The 19551-nt window shown below is 66.3% G+C and carries 19 protein-coding genes; 7 read left to right on the top strand and 12 right to left on the bottom strand.

The window, feature by feature from the left end; genetic code table 11:
• Positions 1-23 precede the first annotated feature (23 nt).
• Entirely contained in the window at positions 24-764 is a 741-nt protein-coding gene (gene fabG / locus AB0N05_RS07390) for a 3-oxoacyl-ACP reductase FabG (protein WP_364688616.1), read from the bottom strand.
• Positions 761-1213 (bottom strand): MaoC family dehydratase, encoded by a 453-nt coding sequence (locus AB0N05_RS07385; RefSeq protein WP_364688613.1) that lies wholly within the window; start codon positions 1211-1213, stop codon positions 761-763. The genes fabG and AB0N05_RS07385 overlap by 4 nt, the downstream gene beginning before the upstream one ends.
• Before the next feature lie 125 nt (positions 1214-1338).
• Between AB0N05_RS07385 and AB0N05_RS07380 the strand changes: the two genes are divergently transcribed.
• Positions 1339-1980 carry a TetR/AcrR family transcriptional regulator gene (locus tag AB0N05_RS07380; protein ID WP_364688610.1) on the top strand — a complete coding sequence of 214 codons (642 nt, stop codon included), beginning with the start codon at positions 1339-1341 and terminating at the stop codon, positions 1978-1980.
• A gap of 26 nt (positions 1981-2006) precedes the next feature.
• On the opposite strand, the gene AB0N05_RS07375 is transcribed toward AB0N05_RS07380, so the two are convergent.
• Positions 2007-2816 carry an enoyl-CoA hydratase-related protein gene (locus AB0N05_RS07375; RefSeq protein WP_364688608.1) on the bottom strand — a complete coding sequence of 270 codons (810 nt, stop codon included), beginning with the start codon at positions 2814-2816 and terminating at the stop codon, positions 2007-2009.
• Positions 2817-2903: 87 nt separating this feature from the next.
• Here AB0N05_RS07375 and AB0N05_RS07370 point away from each other — a divergent pair, with 87 nt between their 5' ends.
• The 4 genes from AB0N05_RS07370 (at position 2904) to AB0N05_RS07355 (ending at position 5991) form a co-directional block, all read left to right on the top strand.
• A complete protein-coding gene (locus AB0N05_RS07370) occupies positions 2904-3701 on the top strand; it encodes an SDR family oxidoreductase (protein ID WP_364688605.1) in 798 nt (265 codons plus the stop codon).
• A gap of 4 nt (positions 3702-3705) precedes the next feature.
• The gene (locus AB0N05_RS07365) at positions 3706-4308 is read left to right on the top strand and encodes a TetR/AcrR family transcriptional regulator (protein ID WP_364688601.1); all 603 of its coding nucleotides are present in this window, start codon (positions 3706-3708) and stop codon (positions 4306-4308) included.
• A gap of 134 nt (positions 4309-4442) precedes the next feature.
• Complete coding sequence (locus tag AB0N05_RS07360) at positions 4443-5606, top strand: acyl-CoA dehydrogenase family protein (protein ID WP_364688598.1); 1164 nt, start codon at positions 4443-4445, stop codon at positions 5604-5606.
• Positions 5599-5991: a nuclear transport factor 2 family protein gene (locus tag AB0N05_RS07355; protein ID WP_364688595.1), complete on the top strand. Its 393-nt coding sequence runs from the start codon at positions 5599-5601 to the stop codon at positions 5989-5991. Before AB0N05_RS07360 ends, AB0N05_RS07355 begins: the two co-directional genes overlap by 8 nt.
• Before the next feature lie 97 nt (positions 5992-6088).
• Here AB0N05_RS07355 and AB0N05_RS07350 read toward each other — a convergent pair whose 3' ends face one another.
• The 7 genes from AB0N05_RS07350 to AB0N05_RS07320 form a co-directional block, all read right to left on the bottom strand.
• A complete protein-coding gene (locus tag AB0N05_RS07350) occupies positions 6089-7234 on the bottom strand; it encodes an acyl-CoA dehydrogenase family protein (RefSeq protein ID WP_364688592.1) in 1146 nt (381 codons plus the stop codon).
• A gap of 165 nt (positions 7235-7399) precedes the next feature.
• Positions 7400-8287: a lysophospholipid acyltransferase family protein gene (locus tag AB0N05_RS07345; protein ID WP_364688589.1), complete on the bottom strand. Its 888-nt coding sequence runs from the start codon at positions 8285-8287 to the stop codon at positions 7400-7402.
• A gap of 72 nt (positions 8288-8359) precedes the next feature.
• Entirely contained in the window at positions 8360-9856 is a 1497-nt protein-coding gene (hflX, locus tag AB0N05_RS07340) for a GTPase HflX (RefSeq protein ID WP_364688586.1), read from the bottom strand.
• 188 nt (positions 9857-10044) lie between these two features.
• Entirely contained in the window at positions 10045-10962 is a 918-nt protein-coding gene (dapF, locus tag AB0N05_RS07335) for a diaminopimelate epimerase (protein WP_364688583.1), read from the bottom strand.
• A 5-nt stretch (positions 10963-10967) separates the two neighbouring features.
• Positions 10968-11789 carry a TrmH family RNA methyltransferase gene (locus tag AB0N05_RS07330; protein ID WP_364688579.1) on the bottom strand — a complete coding sequence of 274 codons (822 nt, stop codon included), beginning with the start codon at positions 11787-11789 and terminating at the stop codon, positions 10968-10970.
• A gap of 10 nt (positions 11790-11799) precedes the next feature.
• Positions 11800-12717 carry a tRNA (adenosine(37)-N6)-dimethylallyltransferase MiaA gene (miaA, locus tag AB0N05_RS07325; protein WP_364688577.1) on the bottom strand — a complete coding sequence of 306 codons (918 nt, stop codon included), beginning with the start codon at positions 12715-12717 and terminating at the stop codon, positions 11800-11802.
• Complete coding sequence (locus tag AB0N05_RS07320) at positions 12714-13457, bottom strand: hypothetical protein (protein ID WP_364688574.1); 744 nt, start codon at positions 13455-13457, stop codon at positions 12714-12716. Before AB0N05_RS07320 ends, miaA begins: the two co-directional genes overlap by 4 nt.
• A 175-nt stretch (positions 13458-13632) precedes the next feature.
• Between AB0N05_RS07320 and AB0N05_RS07315 the strand changes: the two genes are divergently transcribed.
• Positions 13633-15057 (top strand): DUF349 domain-containing protein, encoded by a 1425-nt coding sequence (locus AB0N05_RS07315; RefSeq protein WP_364688571.1) that lies wholly within the window; start codon positions 13633-13635, stop codon positions 15055-15057.
• A gap of 314 nt (positions 15058-15371) precedes the next feature.
• Positions 15372-16157 carry a phosphatase gene (locus tag AB0N05_RS07310; RefSeq protein ID WP_364688568.1) on the top strand — a complete coding sequence of 262 codons (786 nt, stop codon included), beginning with the start codon at positions 15372-15374 and terminating at the stop codon, positions 16155-16157.
• 714 nt (positions 16158-16871) lie between these two features.
• Here the strand turns inward: AB0N05_RS07310 and AB0N05_RS07305 are convergent.
• Both AB0N05_RS07305 and miaB read right to left on the bottom strand, forming a co-directional pair.
• Complete coding sequence (locus AB0N05_RS07305) at positions 16872-17453, bottom strand: hypothetical protein (RefSeq protein WP_364689588.1); 582 nt, start codon at positions 17451-17453, stop codon at positions 16872-16874.
• 427 nt (positions 17454-17880) lie between these two features.
• The gene (gene miaB / locus AB0N05_RS07300; protein ID WP_364689585.1) at positions 17881-19452 is read right to left on the bottom strand and encodes a tRNA (N6-isopentenyl adenosine(37)-C2)-methylthiotransferase MiaB; all 1572 of its coding nucleotides are present in this window, start codon (positions 19450-19452) and stop codon (positions 17881-17883) included.
• Between the last annotated feature and the right edge of the window lie 99 nt (positions 19453-19551).

The following is a 19551-nucleotide window of genomic DNA, read 5'->3' as shown; positions in this document are numbered from 1 at the left end:
GCTTTGTCTCTCACTGCGTTCGGTCACATCAATCGCCCTCCGCCCACTTCGAGCACGGCGCCGGTCATATAACCCGACAGCTCGGAAGCGAGAAACAGTGCGGCACCGGCGACTTCGCCCGGCGTACCGGCCCGCTTCATCGGGATGGCGGCCTCGCGTTCGGCGAAGACCTCCGGCGGCATGGCCTCGGTCATGGCGGTGCGGATCAGGCCGGGCTGGATCGCATTGACCCGGATGCCCTTGTGCGCCAGTTCCTTCGCGCTCGCCTTGGTCAGGCCGACGATTCCGGCCTTGGCCGCGCTGTAGTTGGTCTGCCCCGGGTTGCCGGATTTCCCGGACAGCGACGACATATTGATGATCGAGCCGCCGCCGGATACCCGCATGACCGCGGACGCGGCGCGCACCCCGAGCCAGGTGCCGCGCAGGTGCACGGCGATCACGGTGTCGAAGTCGGCGACGGTCATCTTGCGCAGCGACGCATCGCGGGTGACCCCGGCATTGTTGACGAACACATCGAGGCGGCCCGACCAGCGCACCGCCTCGTCGACCAGTGCCTGTACCGAATCCTCGTCGGTCACATCGCATCCCACGCCGATCGCCCGCGCGCCGACCGACTCGGCCGCGGCGCGCACACCCGCCTCGTCGATATCGGCGAGTACGACGCTGCCGCCGTGCTCATGGAAGAGCCGAGCGATCGCCAGGCCGATCCCGCCGGCCGCACCGGTGACGACCGCGGTCTTCCCGGCGAGCAGGCCCGGCGTCACGCGACGAACCTGGCGATGGATTCGGCGACGCATGCGGGCTTCGCGGCGCCTTCGATCTCGATGGTCGTGACGAACTTCGCCTGGATGCCGCCGGATACCTCGGTCACCGAATCGATCAGCGTCGTGGCGCGAACCCGGGTGCCCACCGGAACCGGGGAAATGAAGCGCACCTTGTCGAATCCGTAGTTGACGGCCATCGACAGCTTTTCGAGTCGATAGAGCTCGTGATTGAGCACCGGCAGCAATGAGAGCGTCAGCAGTCCGTGCGCGATGGTGGATCCGAACGGCCCGTGGGCGGCGCGTTCCGGATCGGTGTGGATCCACTGGTGATCCCCGGTCGCGTCGGCGAACGTGTCGATGCGGCCCTGATTGATGTCGAACCACTCGGTGGTGCCCAGTGATGTCCCCGCCGCAGCGGCGAACTCGTGAATGTCGGCGAAAACCCGCACGTCACACTCCTGAATCGATTTGAATTTAATATAGATTAGAAGATATGAGTGGTCAACGCCACACCGGGAAGCCCCTGCGGGCTCGGGATGACAGCCCCGGTCGGACCTGCCCCTATAGTCGATCCGTGGCCAGGAAAACAGCTCCAGCACCGAGCGAGGACAGCACCGAACCCAGCGCGGAACCGAAGGCCGCGCGCACCCGGCAGCGGATCCTGGACGCGGCCGCACATGTGCTCAGCCGCAAGGGATATGCCGGAACCCGGCTGTCGGAGGTCGCCGAGATCGCCGAACTACAGGCCCCGGCGATCTACTATTACTTCCCCTCGCGGGACGACCTCGTCGAAGAAGTCATGTGGGCGGGCATCGCCGATATGAATGTCCATGTGGGCGAAGTCCTCGACCGACTGCCGCCCGATATGCGCCCACTCGACCGGATCCTGGTGGCGGTCGAAGCCCATATGCGCCACGAGCTCGAGATCTCCGACTACACGACGGCATCGATCCGCAATGCCGGTCAGGTGCCGGAGAAGATCCGGACCCGGCAGCTGGCCGAGGAGGCCAAGTACGGCGCGATGTGGCGGGCGCTGTTCGAAGCGGCCGCCGAAGCGGGCGAATTGCGCCCGGAACTCGACCCGGTCATCGCGCGCATGCTCGTGCTCGGCGCGTTGAACTGGGCGGCCGAGTGGTGGACTCCGGCCCGCGGATCACTGGACACGGTGGTGGCGACGGCGCAGGCGATCGTGCGGAACGGGCTCAGCGCCGGCTGACTGGGCCCGCCTGGAACTCTTCCCGGCTAACGCCCTTCGAATGTCGGGCGTCGTTTCGCGGCGAAGCACTCGATGGCGTGCGCCGCATCGGCCGAATTGCCGGTCGCCGCAAGCGCTTCGGATTCCTCGACGAACTGTTCGGACAGCGTGTTGTCCCATGAGGCCCGCAGCAGGGCGCGCATCTGCCCGAGCGCTTTCGTCGGCCCGGCCGCGAGTTCTCGTACCAGCGCATCGGCGCGAACGGCGAGTTCTCCGGGCGTGACCACCTCGGTGATCAGCCCCCAGTCGGCGGCCTCGTGCGCGTCGAGAACCCGGTTCCGCAAATACATTTGGGCCGCCCGGCGCGGCCCGACAAGACGTGGCAGGAACCAGGTTCCGCCACCATCACCGGACAGCCCGATGGCCGCGAACCCAGTGGCGAACTTGGTGCCCTCGGCCGCCAGGACGAAGTCGGCGATGTAGACGAACCCGAGCCCCCCACCCGCCACCGACCCGTGTGCTGCGGTGACGATCGGAACCTCGAGCCTGCTCAGAATGCGGAAGGCTTCGTGGAACGGACCGGTCATGCGCCGGAACAATTCTCCGTACGCGGCGGACGACTCGGTGAAGTATTCGATGTCCCCGCCGACGGTCAGTGCGGGGCCATTGCCGGTGATCAGCACCGCGCGAATGTTGCGGTCGCCCGCGCACCGGCGCGCGACGATCAGCAGTTCCTCGGCCAATCGGAGGTCGATGGCATTGCGCGCTGCCGGCCGGTTCAGGCAGAGGGTGGCGATGCCGTCGGCGACCGAGTATTCAATGGTGTCGAGCGGGCCGTCGTCGTCGAACCCCAGCATCGCGCCTCCTTTTCGTGGCTCCATCTTGCCAATTGAATTGAATATAGATTAAATAAATGCCAGAGGACAACGAAGGAGTACGTCGGCATGGATCTCCAGCTGCGCAATGCCCGGGTGCTCGTCACCGGCGGCGGCTCCAATATCGGCCGGGGCATCGTGCATGGTTTCGCCCGGGAAGGGGCGCGCATCATCATCGTTGATATCGACGGTCCGCAGGCGGAGAAGGTGCGCGCCGAGGCCCTCGAACTCGGTGCGGCGGCAGTCGAAGTCGCCACCGGAGATCTCACGCTCGACGGGGTCGCACAGGACGCGGTCGATCGAGCGGCGCGACGGTGGGGCGGGCTCGATGTCCTGGTCAACAATGCCGGATGGAGTGTGCCCGGCTTCATCGCCGAGGACACCGATCGCGCGAAATGGCAACGCACCATTGAAATCAACCTCTATACCGCCATCGCCGCCATCCAGGCCGCCATCCCCGTTATGCGGGAAGCCGGTCGCGGCGCGATCGTGTGCATCGCCAGCGATGCGGCCTTCGGGCAGATTCGGCAGGGCATATACGGCGCGACCAAGGCCGGGCTGATCGCGTTGGCGCGCACCACCGCTCGCGAACACGGCCGCCATGGCATCCGATCCAATGTGGTCTGCCCAGGTCTGGTCATTCCCGACGGCCCGGACGCGGTCGGGCCGAGCAGCCTGTGGGCGGTGGGTCAGGACGCGGTGTTCAACGAGAAGCAGATCGAGTTCCTGCGCAAGGACATTCCGCTGCGCCGGCTCACCAATGCCGAGGACATCGCGAACGCGGTGGTCTGGGTGTCCTCCGACAGCGCCGCTCGCCAAGTCACCGGTCAGGTGTTCTCGGTCAGCGGCGGATACACGATGCCGTAGCGCCATGGCCCGACCAGCGAAGAACCCCGGCAATGGAAGTCGCGACCGCATTCTCGCGGCGGCGGCGGCCGTACTGTCCGAAAGAGGTTATTCGGCAACGCGACTCACCGATATCGCCGAGGTCGCGCAGTTGCGCGCCCCGGCCGTCTACTACTACTTCGCGTCCCGGGAGGCCCTGGTCGCCGAGGTGATGATCGTCGGGCAGCAATGGGTGCGCCGACATGTCACCGAGGCGCTCGAGGCATTGCCGCCGACGACCTCGGCGCTCGACCGGCTGTGCGCCGCCGTCGACGCCCACCTGCGGGTCGAACTCGAACTGTCGGACTTCGCCACTGCGGTCACGCGCAATGCCGGTCAGCTACCCGCAGAGCTCCGCGCACAGGTCGGCCGCGAAAGCGCCGAGTACCACGCGATCTGGCGGACTCTCATTACCGACGGCCAGGCCGACGGCTCCATTCGTACCGATATCGATCCGAGGTCGGCGCGCATGCTGATCATCGGCGCTCTGAACTGGGCACCCGAATGGTGGCATGCGACAACGCAATCCATCGATGTGCTGATCGCCACGGCGCAATCGTTCATCCGCGCCGGTCTGGCCGCGCACTGAAGCTACCGAACTACACCATCATTGGAGGAACACCATGCCCGAGGCATACATTGTCGATGTCAAGCTCACTGCGAACGGCGGCGCGATCGGCCTCGGGCACCCGCTCGGCACCATTATCGAACGGCTCTGAGACCGTGGACCGCGACTTCTATACCGAGGACCACGAGCTCTACCGGCAGACGGTGCGGGAGTTCCTCACCCGCGAGGTGGTCCCCCACCGGGAACGCTGGGACGAAGAGCGCTGGATCGATCGCCGTGTGTTCGCCGCCGCCGCGACCAGCGGTATCTACGCGCTTCAGGTCCCCGAACAATACGGCGGCGCAGGCGAACTCGATTACCGGTATCGGATGATCGTGTGCGAGGAGGTTTCCCGCGCGCACGCACTGTCCTTCGCGCTGACCTTGGGATTGCAGGACGACCTCGTGCTGCACTACCTGCTCGACCTGACCACCGATGAGCAGAAGCAGCGCTGGCTGCCCGGCTTCGCCACCGGCGAGATCATCGGGGCGCTGGCCATGACCGAGCCCGGCGCGGGCAGCGATTTGCGGGGCATCCGCACCGAGGCGAAACAGGACGGCGAGGACTGGATCCTCAACGGGCAGAAGACCTTCATCTCCAGCGGCATCATGGCCGATCTGGTGATCGTCGCCGCGCGCACCAACCCCGGCGGCGGCAGCAAGGCTTTCACGCTGTTCGTAGTCGAGAGCGATTGGCCGGGCTTCACCCGTGGCCGCAAGCTACAAAAGATCGGCCTCCCCGGACAGGACACCGCCGAACTGTTCTTCGACAATGTCCGAGTTCCGAGCGAGAACGTGCTCGGCGGCATCGGACGCGGGCTGCACAACCTGATGAGCCATCTGCCCCGCGAACGTCTCGGCATCAGCGCGGGCGCGATCGCCCTGTCCCGGACCATCTTCGACGTGACGCGCGAATACTGCTTCACCCGAACCGCATTCGGCAAACCGATCGGCGACAACCAGCACGTTCGCTTCGAACTCGCCGAAATGGCCACCGAACTCGACGTCGCCGAGGCATACGTCGACAAATCGGTACTGGCCTACAACGAAGGCAAGCTGACCCCGGTCGACGCCGCAAAAGGCAAGTGGTACACCAGCGAACTCCAGAAACGAATAGTCGACCGCTGCCTGCAACTACACGGCGGCTACGGCTACATGTCCGAATACCCGGTAGGCCGTGCGTACATCGACACCCGGATCCAGACGATCTACGCCGGAACCACCGAGATCATGAAAGAGATCATCGGACGCGACTTGGCCCGAGGGCACAGCCATGAGTAACCACGAAGCACTGGCCGCCGAACTGTACCGAGCCTTGGCCGCAGGCGACCGCACCACACTCACCGAGATACTGCATCCCGACTTCACCGGACAGATCACCGCCGGAATGCCACTCGATCTCGGCGGCACCTATACCGGCGCCGACGATATGCGGCGAAACTTCTGGGGCACTCTCGCCCGCCACTTCCACGCCCGCGCCGAACCGGAATCCATGCACCCACTCGTCGACGGCGGCCTCTTGGTAATCGGCCGATACACCGGAACAGCCCGCACCGGAGGCGAACTCGACGCCGCCTTCGCCCACCTGCTGCGCTTCGACGGCGAGCGCGTAATCATGCTGCGACAGTTCACCGATACCCTCCGCTGGGCGCGCGCGCTCGAATAGTCGAGACGCGGCGTTCACGCTCGCGGTTCGGCCGACGTGATGGAGGCGGGATACAAACGGGACAGCGGCCCGCCTCCTGCGTCGAAATCGCTTCCTGTCAGGCCAGTTTCAGGCTGCGGCCGATGATTTCCTTCATGATTTCGGTGGTGCCGCCGTAGATGGTTTGCACTCGGGCGTCGGTGTAGGCCTTGGCGATGGGGTATTCGCGCATGTAGCCGTAGCCGCCGTGGAGTTGCAGGCACTTGGTGATGAGGTCGAGCTGTTCCTCGGTGCTCCACCACTTGGCCTTGGCGGCGTCTTCCACGGAGAGCTTTTCCTTGTTGAGGAGCTCGATGCAGTGGTCGGTGAAGACTCGGACCGCGGTGGTCTTGGTCGCCAGCTCGGCCAGGACGAAGCGGGTGTTCTGTTGCGCGCCAATGGGTTTGCCGAAGGCCTTGCGGTCCCGGACGTACTGGATGGTGAGATCCAGGCACGCTTCCATGCCCGCGGCGGCCATGACGGCGATGGACAGGCGCTCCTGCGGGAGGTTCTGCATCAAGTGGATGAAGCCCGAACCCTCGGTGCCGAGGAGGTTCTTGGCGGGGACGCGGACGTCGCTGAAGGACAGTTCGGCGGTGTCCTGTGCCTTGAGGCCGATCTTGTCGAGATTGCGGCCGCGCTCGAAACCGGGCATACCGCGCTCGACCACGAGGAGGGAGAAGCCCATCGCGCCCTTTTCGGGGTTGGTTTGGGCGACCACGATCACGATGTCGGCATTGATGCCATTGGTGATGAAGGTCTTGGAGCCATTGAGAACCCAGTCATCGCCGTCACGGACCGCGCGGGTCTTGATGCCCTGCAGGTCGGAACCCGTGCCGGGCTCGGTCATGGCAATGGCGGTGATGATCTCACCGGAACAGAAGCCGGGTAGCCAGCGCTGCTTCTGCTCCTCGTTCGCCAGATCCAGCAGATAGGGCGCGATCACGTCATTGTGCAGACCGAAACCCAGGCCCGAGTACATGCCGCGCGCGGACTCCTCGGTAATGACCGCGTTGTAGCGGAAATCCTTCACCCCGCCGCCGCCGTACTCCTCCGGCACCGCCATGCCTAGGTAGCCCTGCTTGCCCGCCTCGAGCCAGACCGCCCGATCGACGATGCCGTCGTGCTCCCACTGCTCATGGTGGGGCGCCACATGCTGCTCGAGAAACTTACGGAACGACTCCCGGAACAAGTCATGTTCGGGTTCGAAAAGGGTGCGTTCCACGCCAACCTCCTGTGTGACCACATCGGCACATCGCCTATGCCCCATACGGTACTCGAAAGTCGAATCAGCGTTAACTTCGCACCCTGAAAAAGTTGCCCGAACTGCGACTGTCGCCATTGACATCGCAGAACAGTGCAGATGAACCCCCGTAAACCTACGGAAGGGTCAGAGGCCGATCGCAGACAAGGTCCGGCCGAACAGGCTGCGACCCCGGTCACGGTCGCGCTCGGCGAGCAGGAAGTCGAGCTCGCCTTCGAGAGCCTTCTTCACGATGCCCTGAAGGTCGGTCGCGGCGGCCTGCGGATCCGCGTCGTCGCGCCATGGAGTGGTGTCGATCGGCGTGCCGAGGGAGAAGTAGAAACGCTCCGGCTTGGGCAGCAGCGTGGGACCGACACCGCGAATCAGCGGCGGCGTCAGATTCTCGCGCAGGCCCAGGCCCTTCACGGCCGCGCGCAGCGGAGCCATCACCGGGTGATCACCGTCGAAGACGATGTCGTAGATATCGTCGCCACCCACCATGGCGATGGGCACGATCGGCGCGCCGGTCTCGATCGCCATGCGGGCGAAGCCGGTCCGGCCCTCCCACAGCAGCTTGTACTTCTGCCCCTTATTGCGCATGGCCTCGCGACCGCCGCCGGGGAACACCGCGACGGCCTCCCCCTGCTCGAGCAGCGTGGTGCAGTTGTGCCGGTTGCCGCGCACAACCCCCAAGCGGTGCAACGCATCTCGCAGCCCGGGCACATCGATGAGCACATTCTCGGCCAGTCCCCGAACCAGCCGATCGTGCTTCGCCAGAATCTCGTGCGCCAGCATCGGCGTATCGGTCCCACCGGCGAGGGTGTGGTTGCCGACCAGCAGCACCGGACCTTCCAGCGGGAAATTGTCCAAGCCCCAGAACCGCGGGCTGAACCACGCGCGCGAGGGCGCGGTAATCAGATCGATGATCCGCCGATCATTGTCGGTCAGATCCACATGCAAGGGTGCACCGTCGGTCAGCCCCTGCACTCTTTCGGACAACTCAGTTTCGGACAATTCGATGTCATTACGAGACAAGACAACCCTCCCTGCAGAACTTTCGATAACGGCATCGTAACGAAAGTCACTGCAGGGCATCGACCGCGGGGATCAGCCGACTTCGAGACCCTCGTCACTCGAATCGGTTCCGGCGTGGGCGAATTCGGTCAAAGCACCCGCCAGTGCCTGCGGGACACGGGCACGCACCCGAGTTCCCGCCTCCTCATGCTCGGAGCTGATAATGCGGCCATCGGCGTGAATGCGGGCGAGCAGATCGCCACGCGTGTACGGCAACAGCACGCTGATCTCGACATCGAGCCCGCCGAGAATCTTGTCCAGCCGATCACGCAGATCCTCGAGACCCTGCCCGGTGGCAGCGGAGACGAAGACCGCGTCCGGGAGCCAGCCGCGCAGCTGAGTCAGCTCCATCGGATCGAGGGCGTCGATCTTATTGACCACCAGCAGTTCCTGCGGAGCAGGGGTTTTGGTCTCGCGCAGCACATCGGTGATGACCTCGCGGACCGCCTTGATCTGCCCATCCGGCAGCGGATCGGACCCGTCCACCACATGCAGCAGCAGGTCCGCGCCGGTCACCTCTTCCAAGGTGGAGCGGAAGGCCTCGACCAACTGGGTGGGCAGATGCCGCACGAAACCGACGGTGTCGGTGAACACGACCTCGCGACCGTCCTCCAGGGCGGCCTTGCGGGTGGTCGGATCCAGGGTGGCGAAAAGCGCGTCCTGCACCAGGAGTCCCGCGCCGGTCAGCGCGTTCATCAGGCTGGACTTGCCCGCATTGGTGTAGCCGACGATGGCGACCTGCGGGATGCCGCTGGAGGTGCGTCTGGCCCGCTTGGTGTCGCGCGCCGTCTTCATCTCGCGAATCTCGCGGCGCAGCTTGGCCATACGCTCGCGAATGCGGCGGCGGTCGGTCTCGATCTTGGTTTCACCGGGACCACGCGTACCCACACCACCACCGGCACCACCCGCGCGACCACCGGCCTGACGGGACATGGACTCACCCCAACCGCGCAGACGCGGCATCATGTATTCCATCTGCGCGAGCGAGACCTGCGCCTTGCCCTCACGCGAGGTGGCGTGCTGGGCGAAGATGTCCAGGATCAGGGCCGTACGGTCGATGACCTTGACCTTGACGACCTTCTCCAGCGCGGTCAGCTGCGCGGGGCTGAGCTCACCATCACAGACGACGGTGTCGGCGGCGTGCTCGAGCACGATCCCCCGCAACTCCTCGGCCTTACCGGAACCGATGTAGGTGGCCTTGTCCGGTTTATCGCGACGCTGAATCATCGCGTCCAGGACTTCCGAACCGGCGGTCTCGGCGAGCGCCTTGAGCTCGGCCATGCTCGCCTCGACCTGCTCGGTCGTGCCTTCGGTCCAGACGCCGACCAGCACCACACGCTCCAGGCGCAGCTGCCGGTATTCGACTTCGGTGACATCTTCGAGTTCGGTGGACAGACCGGCGACGCGACGCAGAGCGGCGCGCTCGTCCAGCTGCAATTCACCGACGGTAGGTGCGGCGGTCCAACCGTCGCGCTCGTCGTCGGCGATCTCCTCGGCGGGAGTGAACTCGTACGTTTCTTGTTTACTCATACCCCTCCATGGTCCCACGGACCAACGGGAAGGCGCATTCGGTTATTTCCAGGCGATTCGGCCTGGCCGAAAAGGGGAGTCCTGACGGACGGTCGTGCGGGCTTCGCCCCCACACCCCTGACGAGATTCGGAGGTCAGCCCCCGGACCCAATTGTGTGGCCTTGGCCTCACAATTTCGGTGCCTCGGATCAGGCGTCCTGCCACCATTTGGCGGCGATCCGACCAGAGGCCACCAGGACGGAGGGGCCGCGGAGGGTGGCTGCGCCGTTTTCGATACCTACGGTGACTCGGCCGCCGGGGACGCGGACCTCTACGTGACCGGAATCGGTGGCGAGGTCGAAGCCGTCGGAGGTCAGGGCGGCGGCTGCTGCGGCTACGGTTCCGGTTCCGCAGGAACGGGTTTCGCCTACGCCGCGTTCGTAGACTCGCATGTCTACGCCCTTTTGGCCGTCGGAGCCGACGGTCAGGGGGGTGAGGATTTCGATGTTCACGCCGTGGGGGAAGAGGGCGTGGTCGAAGCCGGGCATGTGGGTGAGGTCTAGCTCGGCCAGGGCTTGGGGGGTGAGGCCGGGGGTGACGCAGGCCAGGTGGGGGTTGCCGACGTCGATGCCGAGGCCGGTGAACTCGCGACCGTCGAGGGCGGCGGTGGATTCACCGAGGGTTTTGACCTTGCCCATGGCCACCGTGACTTCGCCGTGGACGGGGTCGGCGTGGTGGACGATTACCGGGCGAGCGCCTGCGCGGCTGCCGACCACGAATTCCGTGCGCTGTTCCAGGCCGGTCGCGACCAGGTAGTGGGCGAAGACCCGGGTGCCATTGCCGCACATTTCGGCGATGGAGCCGTCGGCATTGCGGTAGTCCATGAACCAGTCGTCGGCGCTGACGCCCTCGGGGAGGGTGGTCAGGGTGCCGTTCTCGTAGAGCGCACCCGCGCGGGCCACGCGCAGGACGCCGTCCGCGCCGAGGCCGCGCTGGCGGTCGCACAATGCCGCGACCCGGGACTCGGTCAGTTCGAGCCACGCATCCGGATCTGGCAGCACCACGAAATCGTTCTGGGTGCCGTGCCCTTTGCTGAATTCGATGTCAGCCGCGCTGTTCTCGCTCATAGTCCTCACCGCAACGCCCGGCGCTGCCGGGAGATTTCATACAGGGCCACCGCAGCCGATGACGGCGCACCTAGCGTGCCGTCGGTCGGAATGCACACCAGCTCGTCGCACACCTGCATCCAGGCGGGGGCGAGCTTTTCACTCTCATCACCTATGACCAGGACGGTCGCGCCATCGAATTCGAGGTCATCGAGGGCGATACCGCCATGATCGTCACTGCCGACGATACGGGTGCCGATACCGCGCGCATCCTGCCGGTCCCGGAAAGCGCGCACCTGTGCGGGACCCGAGGCGCGCAGCACCGGAACGGCGAAGAGCGCACCGTCGGAGGCGCGCACGCTCTGCGGGTCGTACTGGTCGGCACCCGCGCCCGTAATGATCACGCCGCCCGCGCCATAAGCCACCGACGAGCGGATCAGCGCGCCCAATCGAGTGGCGGAGGCGGGCCGGTCGATGACCACGACCGGAGCCGGAGTCTCGGGCGTGCCGGGCGCGAAATCATCGAGCTCCATGCGACGCGAAACAGCCACGGCGACAAGCTCCGGCACCGACTCCGACGGCTCGGAGAGTTCGGCCATCACCTCCGGCACCAACCCGACACTCGGCACTCCACTGGAATCGAGCACACCTCGCGCCCATTCCGACAACTCCGGGGCCCCCAGCCGATACACGAGAGTCTCGATCGGCCAACGGTATTCGAGCGCCCGGCTGATCGGCCGCATGCCGTGCACCAGAAACCGATTGTCGCGAAGACGGCTGGCCCGATTGTTCAGATAGGCCTGCCACATCTGAACCGAGGCATTGCGGGCACTCGCACGGCGGGTCACTGCTTACTGTTCATCCCTTGTCGAAAGAGGATTCGATGAGAGCCAGTGCCGTCTCGGCCAATTCGGGGTCGGCGCCATCCACCCATCGCACCCGCTGATCCCGGCGGAACCACGAGCGCTGTCGTCGAACATAGCGCCGGGTGCCGATGAAGGTTCGCTCCTGCGCTTCGTTCAGGTCGTATTCGTTATCGAGGTAGTCCAGGACTTGTGCGTAGCCGATGGCGCGGCGGGCGGTCTGGCCGTCCCGCAGCCCCTGCTCGAGCAGGGTGCGCACCTCGTCGAGCAGCCCGGAGTCGAACATCTTCGCGGTGCGCAGCTGGATGCGGGCGTCCAGCTCGGCGGTCTCGCGGTCGACGCCGATAATGACCGTGCCCCAACGGGGTTCACCGATCTGCGGGGCCGAGGCGGCGAAGGGGCGACCGGTCAGCTCGACCACTTCGAGGGCGCGCACCATGCGACGGCCGTCGGTGGGGAGAATGGTGGCGGCGGCGACCGGATCGGCCTGTTTCAGCGCCTCATGCACGATGACGACGCCGCGCTCGGCCAGCACCGCCTCCCACTTCGCGCGAATGTCCGGGTCGGTCTCCGGGAAGTCCCAATCGTCCAGCAGGGCTTGCACGTACATCATCGAGCCGCCGACGATGACCGGCGTGTGGCCGCGCGCCATGATGGCTTCCACATCCGCGCGAGCCGCGGTCTGGTAGGCGGCGACGGTGGCGGTTTCGGTGACATCCAGGACGTCGAGTTGGTGATGCGGGATGCCGCGGCGTTCGGGGATGGTCAGTTTCGCGGTGCCGATATCCATGCCGCGGTAGAGCTGCATGGCGTCGATATTCACGATCTCGCCGTGTAGTCGCTGTGCCAGATCCAGGGCGAGGTCGGACTTGCCGGTGGCGGTGGGTCCGACGACCGCGATCGGGCGGGTCATGCGTCGCTGCCCGGACGCCACACGCTCACCTGATAGGCGACACCGAAAGGAGCTGCGGCATAGAGAGTTTCGACCTTCGGACCGATGTCGTCGGTATCGAAGAGACCGGCCAGGACCTGGTAGGCCGGGCGGCCCGCGACATCCAATTCGGCACAGAGTCGCTGGTCGAGGGCTGCCAGGGCGGCCCTGTCCCCCGCTGCCAAGGCCCGGTCGATTTCCGCCTGCACGCCTTCCGCGCGCTCATCGAAATAGCGGGGCGCTTTCAGCGACAGCGTCGCCGCGCCATCGCCGATCACGAGCACTCCATACGGCTCGGTCTCGGCATCGAGTTCCGCGCGCAAGCGTGCGCCGAATGCCACACACTCCGCCGCCGAGGACTCGGCATCGATCAGGCGGGCCTCCGCAACCGCATCCGGAGCCACTTGCGCACGCAGCCATCCTGCGATCAACACAGGCAATGGCAGTTCGGGATCCGGCTTGCCAACCACCCCAGACAAACCGACCCGTACGTCCACTCCGTATCCCCGGAATGTGCCGACCGCATCCGCCCCGATCACCCGATTCGCATGGTCGGAACCGACTACGATCCAGCGAGATGCCCGGCTCGCCAGCTCCGCCGCGGCGGTCAAAACCGCAGTACGCAGCACCGCCACGTCGCCATCGTTCGCCGCGCCTGCCGCACCCCCGAGCTCGGGTACCAACGCGGGTGGAGAAGGGATCAGCGACGCAACACAGAACACGCCGTCAACCGTAGCGCTACCGTGCCTCACCAGCCCCACCCCGCCCGGGTCGCCGCGCCGCCGAGGTGGCCTCAAAGACAGCATTTCCCATCTCAGCCTGGTTGAATGGGAAGAGCTAGACGGATGAGCTAGAGCGTAACCAGGCAGCCGTGACGCGCGGCAGGGACGAGGAGCGATGACCGAGAACAGCGGAAACGAAAAGGCTACCCACCCGGAGTCGAGCCCGACGCCTACTCCCGGCGCCGCTGCGCGACCGTCTCCGGCCACTGCCGCCGGCCCTCGCCCGGGCCCCCCGGCCCACAAACCGGAAGCCCCGAAACCCCACGCCATCAAGCCCAGTCCCGGCCCGGCGCACCCGCACCCGCATCCGGTGGTCGTCCCCGCCGCGAGCGACCCCAGCCAGTGGGGACGGGTCGACGAAGACGGCACCGCCTGGGTCAAGACCGCCGCCGGCGAGCGCGAGATCGGCTCCTGGCAGGCCGGTGACGCCGCCGAGGGGCTGGCCCACTTCGGCCGCCGCTTCGACGACCTGGCCACCGAGGTGGCGCTGCTCGAGGCCCGCCTGGCCGCCGGAACCGACGCCCGCAAGACCAAGGCCGCCGCCACCGCGCTTGCCGAAACGTTGCCAACCGCCTCCGTAATCGGCGATCTGGACGGGCTCACCCAGCGCCTGCAGGCCATCATCGAACACTCCGACGAGGCGGCCGCGCACGCCAAGGAGGAGAAGGAACGCTCCCGCCACGAGCAAACCGAGCGCAAAGAAACCCTCGCCGCCGAGGCCGAGCAGATCGCCTCCGAATCCACCCAGTGGAAGGTCGCCGGCGATCGCCTGCGCGAAATCCTCGACGAGTGGAAGACCATCCGCGGCGTGGACCGCAAGGTCGACGACGCCCTGTGGCGACGCTTCTCCAAGGCCCGCGAGGCCTTCAATCGCCGCCGCGGCGCGCACTTCGCCGAACTCGACCGGGAACGTGCTTCCGCCAAGACCAGCAAGGAAGACCTCTGCGTGCGCGCCGAGGAGCTGTCCGCCTCCACCGACTGGTCCGGCACCGCCGCCGTCTTCCGCGACCTGCTCGCCGAATGGAAGGCCGCGGGCCGCGCCCCCCGCGAGGCCGACGAACAGCTCTGGAAGCGCTTCAAGGCCGCGCAGGATGTCTTCTTCGCGGCCCGCAACTCGGCCGCCTCCGAACGCGACCACGAGTTCGAGGCGAACGCCACCGCCAAGGAAGAGCTGCTCACCCACTACGAGAACATCGACCCCGAGGCAGGCCTCGACGCGGCCCGAGCCGCTCTGCGAGACCTGCAGGAAAAGTGGGACGCCCTCGGCAAGGTCCCCCGCGAGCGCATGCACGACCTGGAGGCCCGCCTCCGCGCCGTCGAAAAGCGGGTCCGCGACGCGGTGGACGCCCAATGGCGTCGCTCCGACCCCGAAGCCATGGCCCGCGCCGCCCAATTCCGCGAGCGTGTAGCCCAATTCGAGGAACAAGCCGCCAAGGCCCAAGCCGCAGGCAAGACCCGCGACGCCGAAAAGGCCCTGGAACAAGCCAAGCAGTGGCGCGAATGGGCCGAAGCCGCCGAAGGCGCAGTCAGCCAGCGCTGAGCAGGTCCACCGAGGGAGCACTGGTGGCGGAATTTCCCCCATTTCCCCGCCACCAGTGCTCCCTCAGCGCTATCTGGTCCGTGATGTCGGGACGCTCAGTGGCTCAGCATCGCCCTACTGGATGCCGCAACTGGTGAGGGAGCACTGGTGGTGCGAATCCGGCGTTTTCGCCGCTATGAGAGCTCCCTCGGCGACCTTGTTGGCTGTCGCATATTGCGGAATCCGTAGTGCCGCAGTGGGTGCTGGTGGGCTTGGGGGCGGGCGGGGTGGAATTGCGGGCGACTTCGGGGTGCCGCCCTCAGTAATGTCGATGCATGGCACCAAACCGGGAAACGCTCATCTCTCATCTGCTGGCGACCGGAATGGCGGGGCAGGTGGCCACGCCACGGGAGAACAACCGGCTGCACTATCAGCTGATGGCGGAACGGGATCCGCACTACATGTTCGGGCTGGACCTCGGGCATGAGTGGACCGCGGACCTGGTGCTCGACCTGATGGCGCGCAAGGTGGGCGTCGACCCCCGGCTCAACTTCCGGCATGGCGTCGACACCATCGATCCCGAACTCACAGTGGACGCCCTCGACCGCTACGCCACACGCTTCGGCAAGGCCCTCCGAGAACGCCAACGCGTCCTCTTCGCCACCGGCCACCCACGCACCCTGGCCCGCCTCTACCAGCAGTTGGCCGCAGCCCTGGAACAAGCAGGCGGCACCATAGTCGAGCCTCCCCCCGGCCTGGCCTACGACGGCCACACCCGAAAAGGCCCCCAGCGCTTGACAATCGACTACTCCCTCCGAGTAGCAACCCTGGCGGCCCCCAGCGGCCCCATCCACACCCACTCCGACAAACCAATCCGCCTGGTACTCGAAGCCCTGACCCACACCGGCCAACCCCTGCCCGATCTGGTTGTGGCCGACCACGGTTGGTGCGGCGGTGCGGCCCAAGCCGGTCTGGACGCCATCGGCTTCGCCGACTGCAACGACCCAGCCCTGTTCGTCGGCGAAGAGGAAGGCACAGTATCCGTAGCCGTCCCTCTAGACGACGGCATCGACGCCGAACAGTACGACCTCCTAGCCGAATACATCCTCACCCGCCCGTAATAACCAAAAACCGCCCGGACAAGAACCCAAAACCAAACGAGCACCCGCAAATGCCCCCACGCTGAAACACGCCGAGTGGGACATGAGCCTGGCGTATCCGGACAAATCCCCGGCTCATGTCCCCCTCAACGAACAGGCCAACCCGACACCGGCCCGGCCCGCGCGTGTTGGTGCCCGGTTCGTCTGATTCCCTTGCCAAGCAAGCCTTCGAGTGGCCCCGGGCCGGGCTACCCGGCGTGTCACCAGCGGGAAGTCCCCCGCGCCTGCGCATCCCAGGGATGGAACACGTTCAGAGGGGACATGAGGCTGGCGTATCCGGACAAATCCCCGGCTCATGTCCCCCCTCAACGAACAGGCCAACCCGACACGCCACGAGCCAGCCTCGGCTCGGGCGCGCTACGCGCTCGAATCGCCGGATTCCCTTGCCGGGCACACGTTTCGACGACTTCCACGGCGACGGGTTGTCTCGAGTCTTGTGTCTTTGGGTTTTGTTTTTTGGGGTTGGTCCCGGAACGGGACCACAACCTTCCAGCCAGGCTGGGACGAGAGGGGACGGGTCCTGGCTGGGGAGCCAAAGCCGGGTACGGCAGGCGAAGCGACCACGCTATATCCGTACTGCCGTGCGCTTGGGGCACGAGCGACCGAGTCGGTGTTTTTGACCGGTGCGGTTAATGAAAGCGATGGCCGAAGGCCGAGCCGTGCCAGGTGGTGCGATCAGTTGTCGCCGAACAACTTGCGGCGGTCGGCCTCCTCGGCCGCCGCAGCGGCAATGCGGCGCTGCTCCTCAGCGGCGAGATGGACGGTGGTGCGGCTCCAGACCACGCGAATCCAGTGGAAGGTCAGGACCATGACCGCGACGGTGGCCAGGATCAGGCCAATGCCCGGACCCGCGCCCTGATAGTTGCCGAGGCCCGGTGTATTGCGATGCCAGATGGAGAGCACGCCGAAGACGCTGGCGATGGCGGACCCGGCGACGGCGATCCAAGCCAACACCCAGCGGCGAGTGATCAGAGCCAGCAGCGAGAAGCCGATGCCGAAAACGACGACGAACCATTCGAAGACGCGGGACGGCAGGCCGATGTGCTCGGTCTGGGCGGCCACGTCGTAGAGGATGACATCGAAGCCGCGCGCCTTACCCGCATGCGGGAGCACGAGCGAGAACAGCAGCGCGAAGACCGAAACCGCCACGACCATGGCCCGCACACCCGGGTCGATCTCACCGGCGATCTTGCGTTCGACCGCCTCGAGGTCGTCCCGGAATTGGTCGAAATCCTGGCTGTTCTCGGCCGCCTTCATGGTCTCCTCGTTCGCATCGTTCGTCTCGGCTGCCGGTTCGGCCGCCGAATCGGATTGTGCTGCTTCGTTTTCCGGATTCTCCGGCCGATCACGAGCGTCGTCCGGTCCGGTGGGCTGCTGCTCGGTCATTCGCGATGGTCTCCGGTCGTGCGCGGGTGGCGCGCCTTCGCCGCCCGGCGATCGGCCGGGCCTCGCAGCGCAGTCTCGCGACCCATCATGCTCCGCGCCCGAATTCGGCCAGGAGGCGCATACGAAACCGGCCACACAACCCGCTCGGAACTGCCCTCGGGCCGACAGTCTCCCCAGTCATTCCGGTGTGGTCTTGGCCGGAAATCCTCCGAGTGTCGTGGATCCCGACCAAAGGCACGCCAAGATGACCGGCTGGACCTCCGTAGGAGCGTTCAGTCTTGCGCGGCACCGGAAACCGTCACGCTCCGCATTCGGAACCACAGCCGGATGCCACCGTTTCCACGACAACGGGTGCGCCGATGCGCGGGAGCCCGAGGCCGATGCCGATGGGCGGGGTCTTCGGGGTGACGCCACGCTCGTGCGCATCACCGGCGCGGGTGCGGCGGTGCGAGCGGACCGGACCGTCGGCGATCAAGTAGTGCGGGGCCGCACCGGTGACGTCGACGGTGACGACATCGCCCGGGCGGATCTCGCTGCCCGCGGGCAGGTCGGCGGTCGGGCGGAAGTGCACGAGGCGTCCGTCGCGGGCGCGGCCGCTCATGCGGGCGGTGGCGGCGTTCTTCTTGCCCGCGCCCTCGGCGACCAGCAGTTCGACCTCGGTGCCGATGAGCGCCTGGTTGCCTTCGAGGGAGACCTGCTCCTGCAATTCGATCAGCCGGTCGTAGCGATCCTGGACCACGGCCTTGGGCAGCTGGTCGGGCATGGTCGCGGCCGGGGTGCCCGGTCGGATCGAGTACTGGAAGGTGAAGGCGCTGGTGAATCGCGCCTGCCGCACCACATCCAGGGTCGCCTGGAAGTCCTCCTCGGTCTCGCCAGGGAAGCCGACGATGATGTCGGTGGTGATGGCGGCGTGCGGCATGGCCGCGCGGACCTTCTCGATAATGCCGAGGAACTTGGCGCTGCGGTACGACCGGCGCATGGCCTTGAGCACGCGGTCCGAGCCGGACTGCAACGGCATGTGCAGCTGCGGGCAGACGTTCGGCGTCTCGGCCATGGCCTCGATGACGTCATCGGTGAATTCGGCCGGGTGCGGGGAGGTGAAGCGGACGCGCTCCAAGCCCTCGATAGTGCCGCAGGCGCGCAGCAGCTTGGCGAATGCGCCGCGGTCGCGCTCCTCGGTCGGGTCGGCGAAGGAGACGCCGTAGGAGTTGACGTTCTGTCCGAGCAGTGTCACCTCGGTGACGCCCTGATCGACCAGCGCCTGCACCTCGGCGAGCACATCGCCCGGGCGGCGGTCGACCTCCTTGCCGCGCAGCGCGGGCACGATGCAGAAAGTGCAGGTGTTGTTGCAGCCCACCGAGATCGACACCCAGCCCGCGTAGGCGGATTCGCGCTTGGCGGGCAGCGTGGACGGGAACGCTTCCAGGGCCTCGATAATCTCGACCTGGGCTTCCTCATTGTGGCGGGCCCGCTCCAGCAGCACCGGTAGCGAGCCGATGTTGTGCGTGCCGAACACCACGTCGACCCAGGGGGCCTTCTTCACGACCGTGTCGCGGTCCTTCTGCGCAAGGCAGCCGCCGACCGCGATCTGCATGCCCGGGCGGTCGGCCTTGATCGGCGCGAGGTGGCCGAGGGTGCCGTACAGCTTGTTGTCGGCGTTCTCGCGGACCGCGCAGGTATTGAAGACGACCAGGTCGGCGGTATCGCCGTGGGTGGCCTTCACGTAGCCCGCATCCTCGAGCAGACCGGACAGCCGCTCGGAGTCATGCACGTTCATCTGGCAGCCGAAGGTGCGGACCTCGTAGGTCCGTGCCTCGTCCGCAACAACATCGTGCTCGTCAACCGCGCTACGTGCTGAAACCTGCCCCAACGAATTCACTCAACCAGGGTAATGGCTGCACGAGAGAGCCCCTAAACCCCATCCTCGTGGGCAGTTCTCTTTCCGGCCCGAAAGTGACTCCCGTCTCAC

Source organism: Nocardia sp. NPDC051030, from assembly GCF_040683015.1.
In the GTDB taxonomy this organism is placed as follows: Bacteria; Actinomycetota; Actinomycetes; order Mycobacteriales; family Mycobacteriaceae; genus Nocardia.
This window is presented reverse-complemented; position numbering and strand designations above follow the sequence as displayed.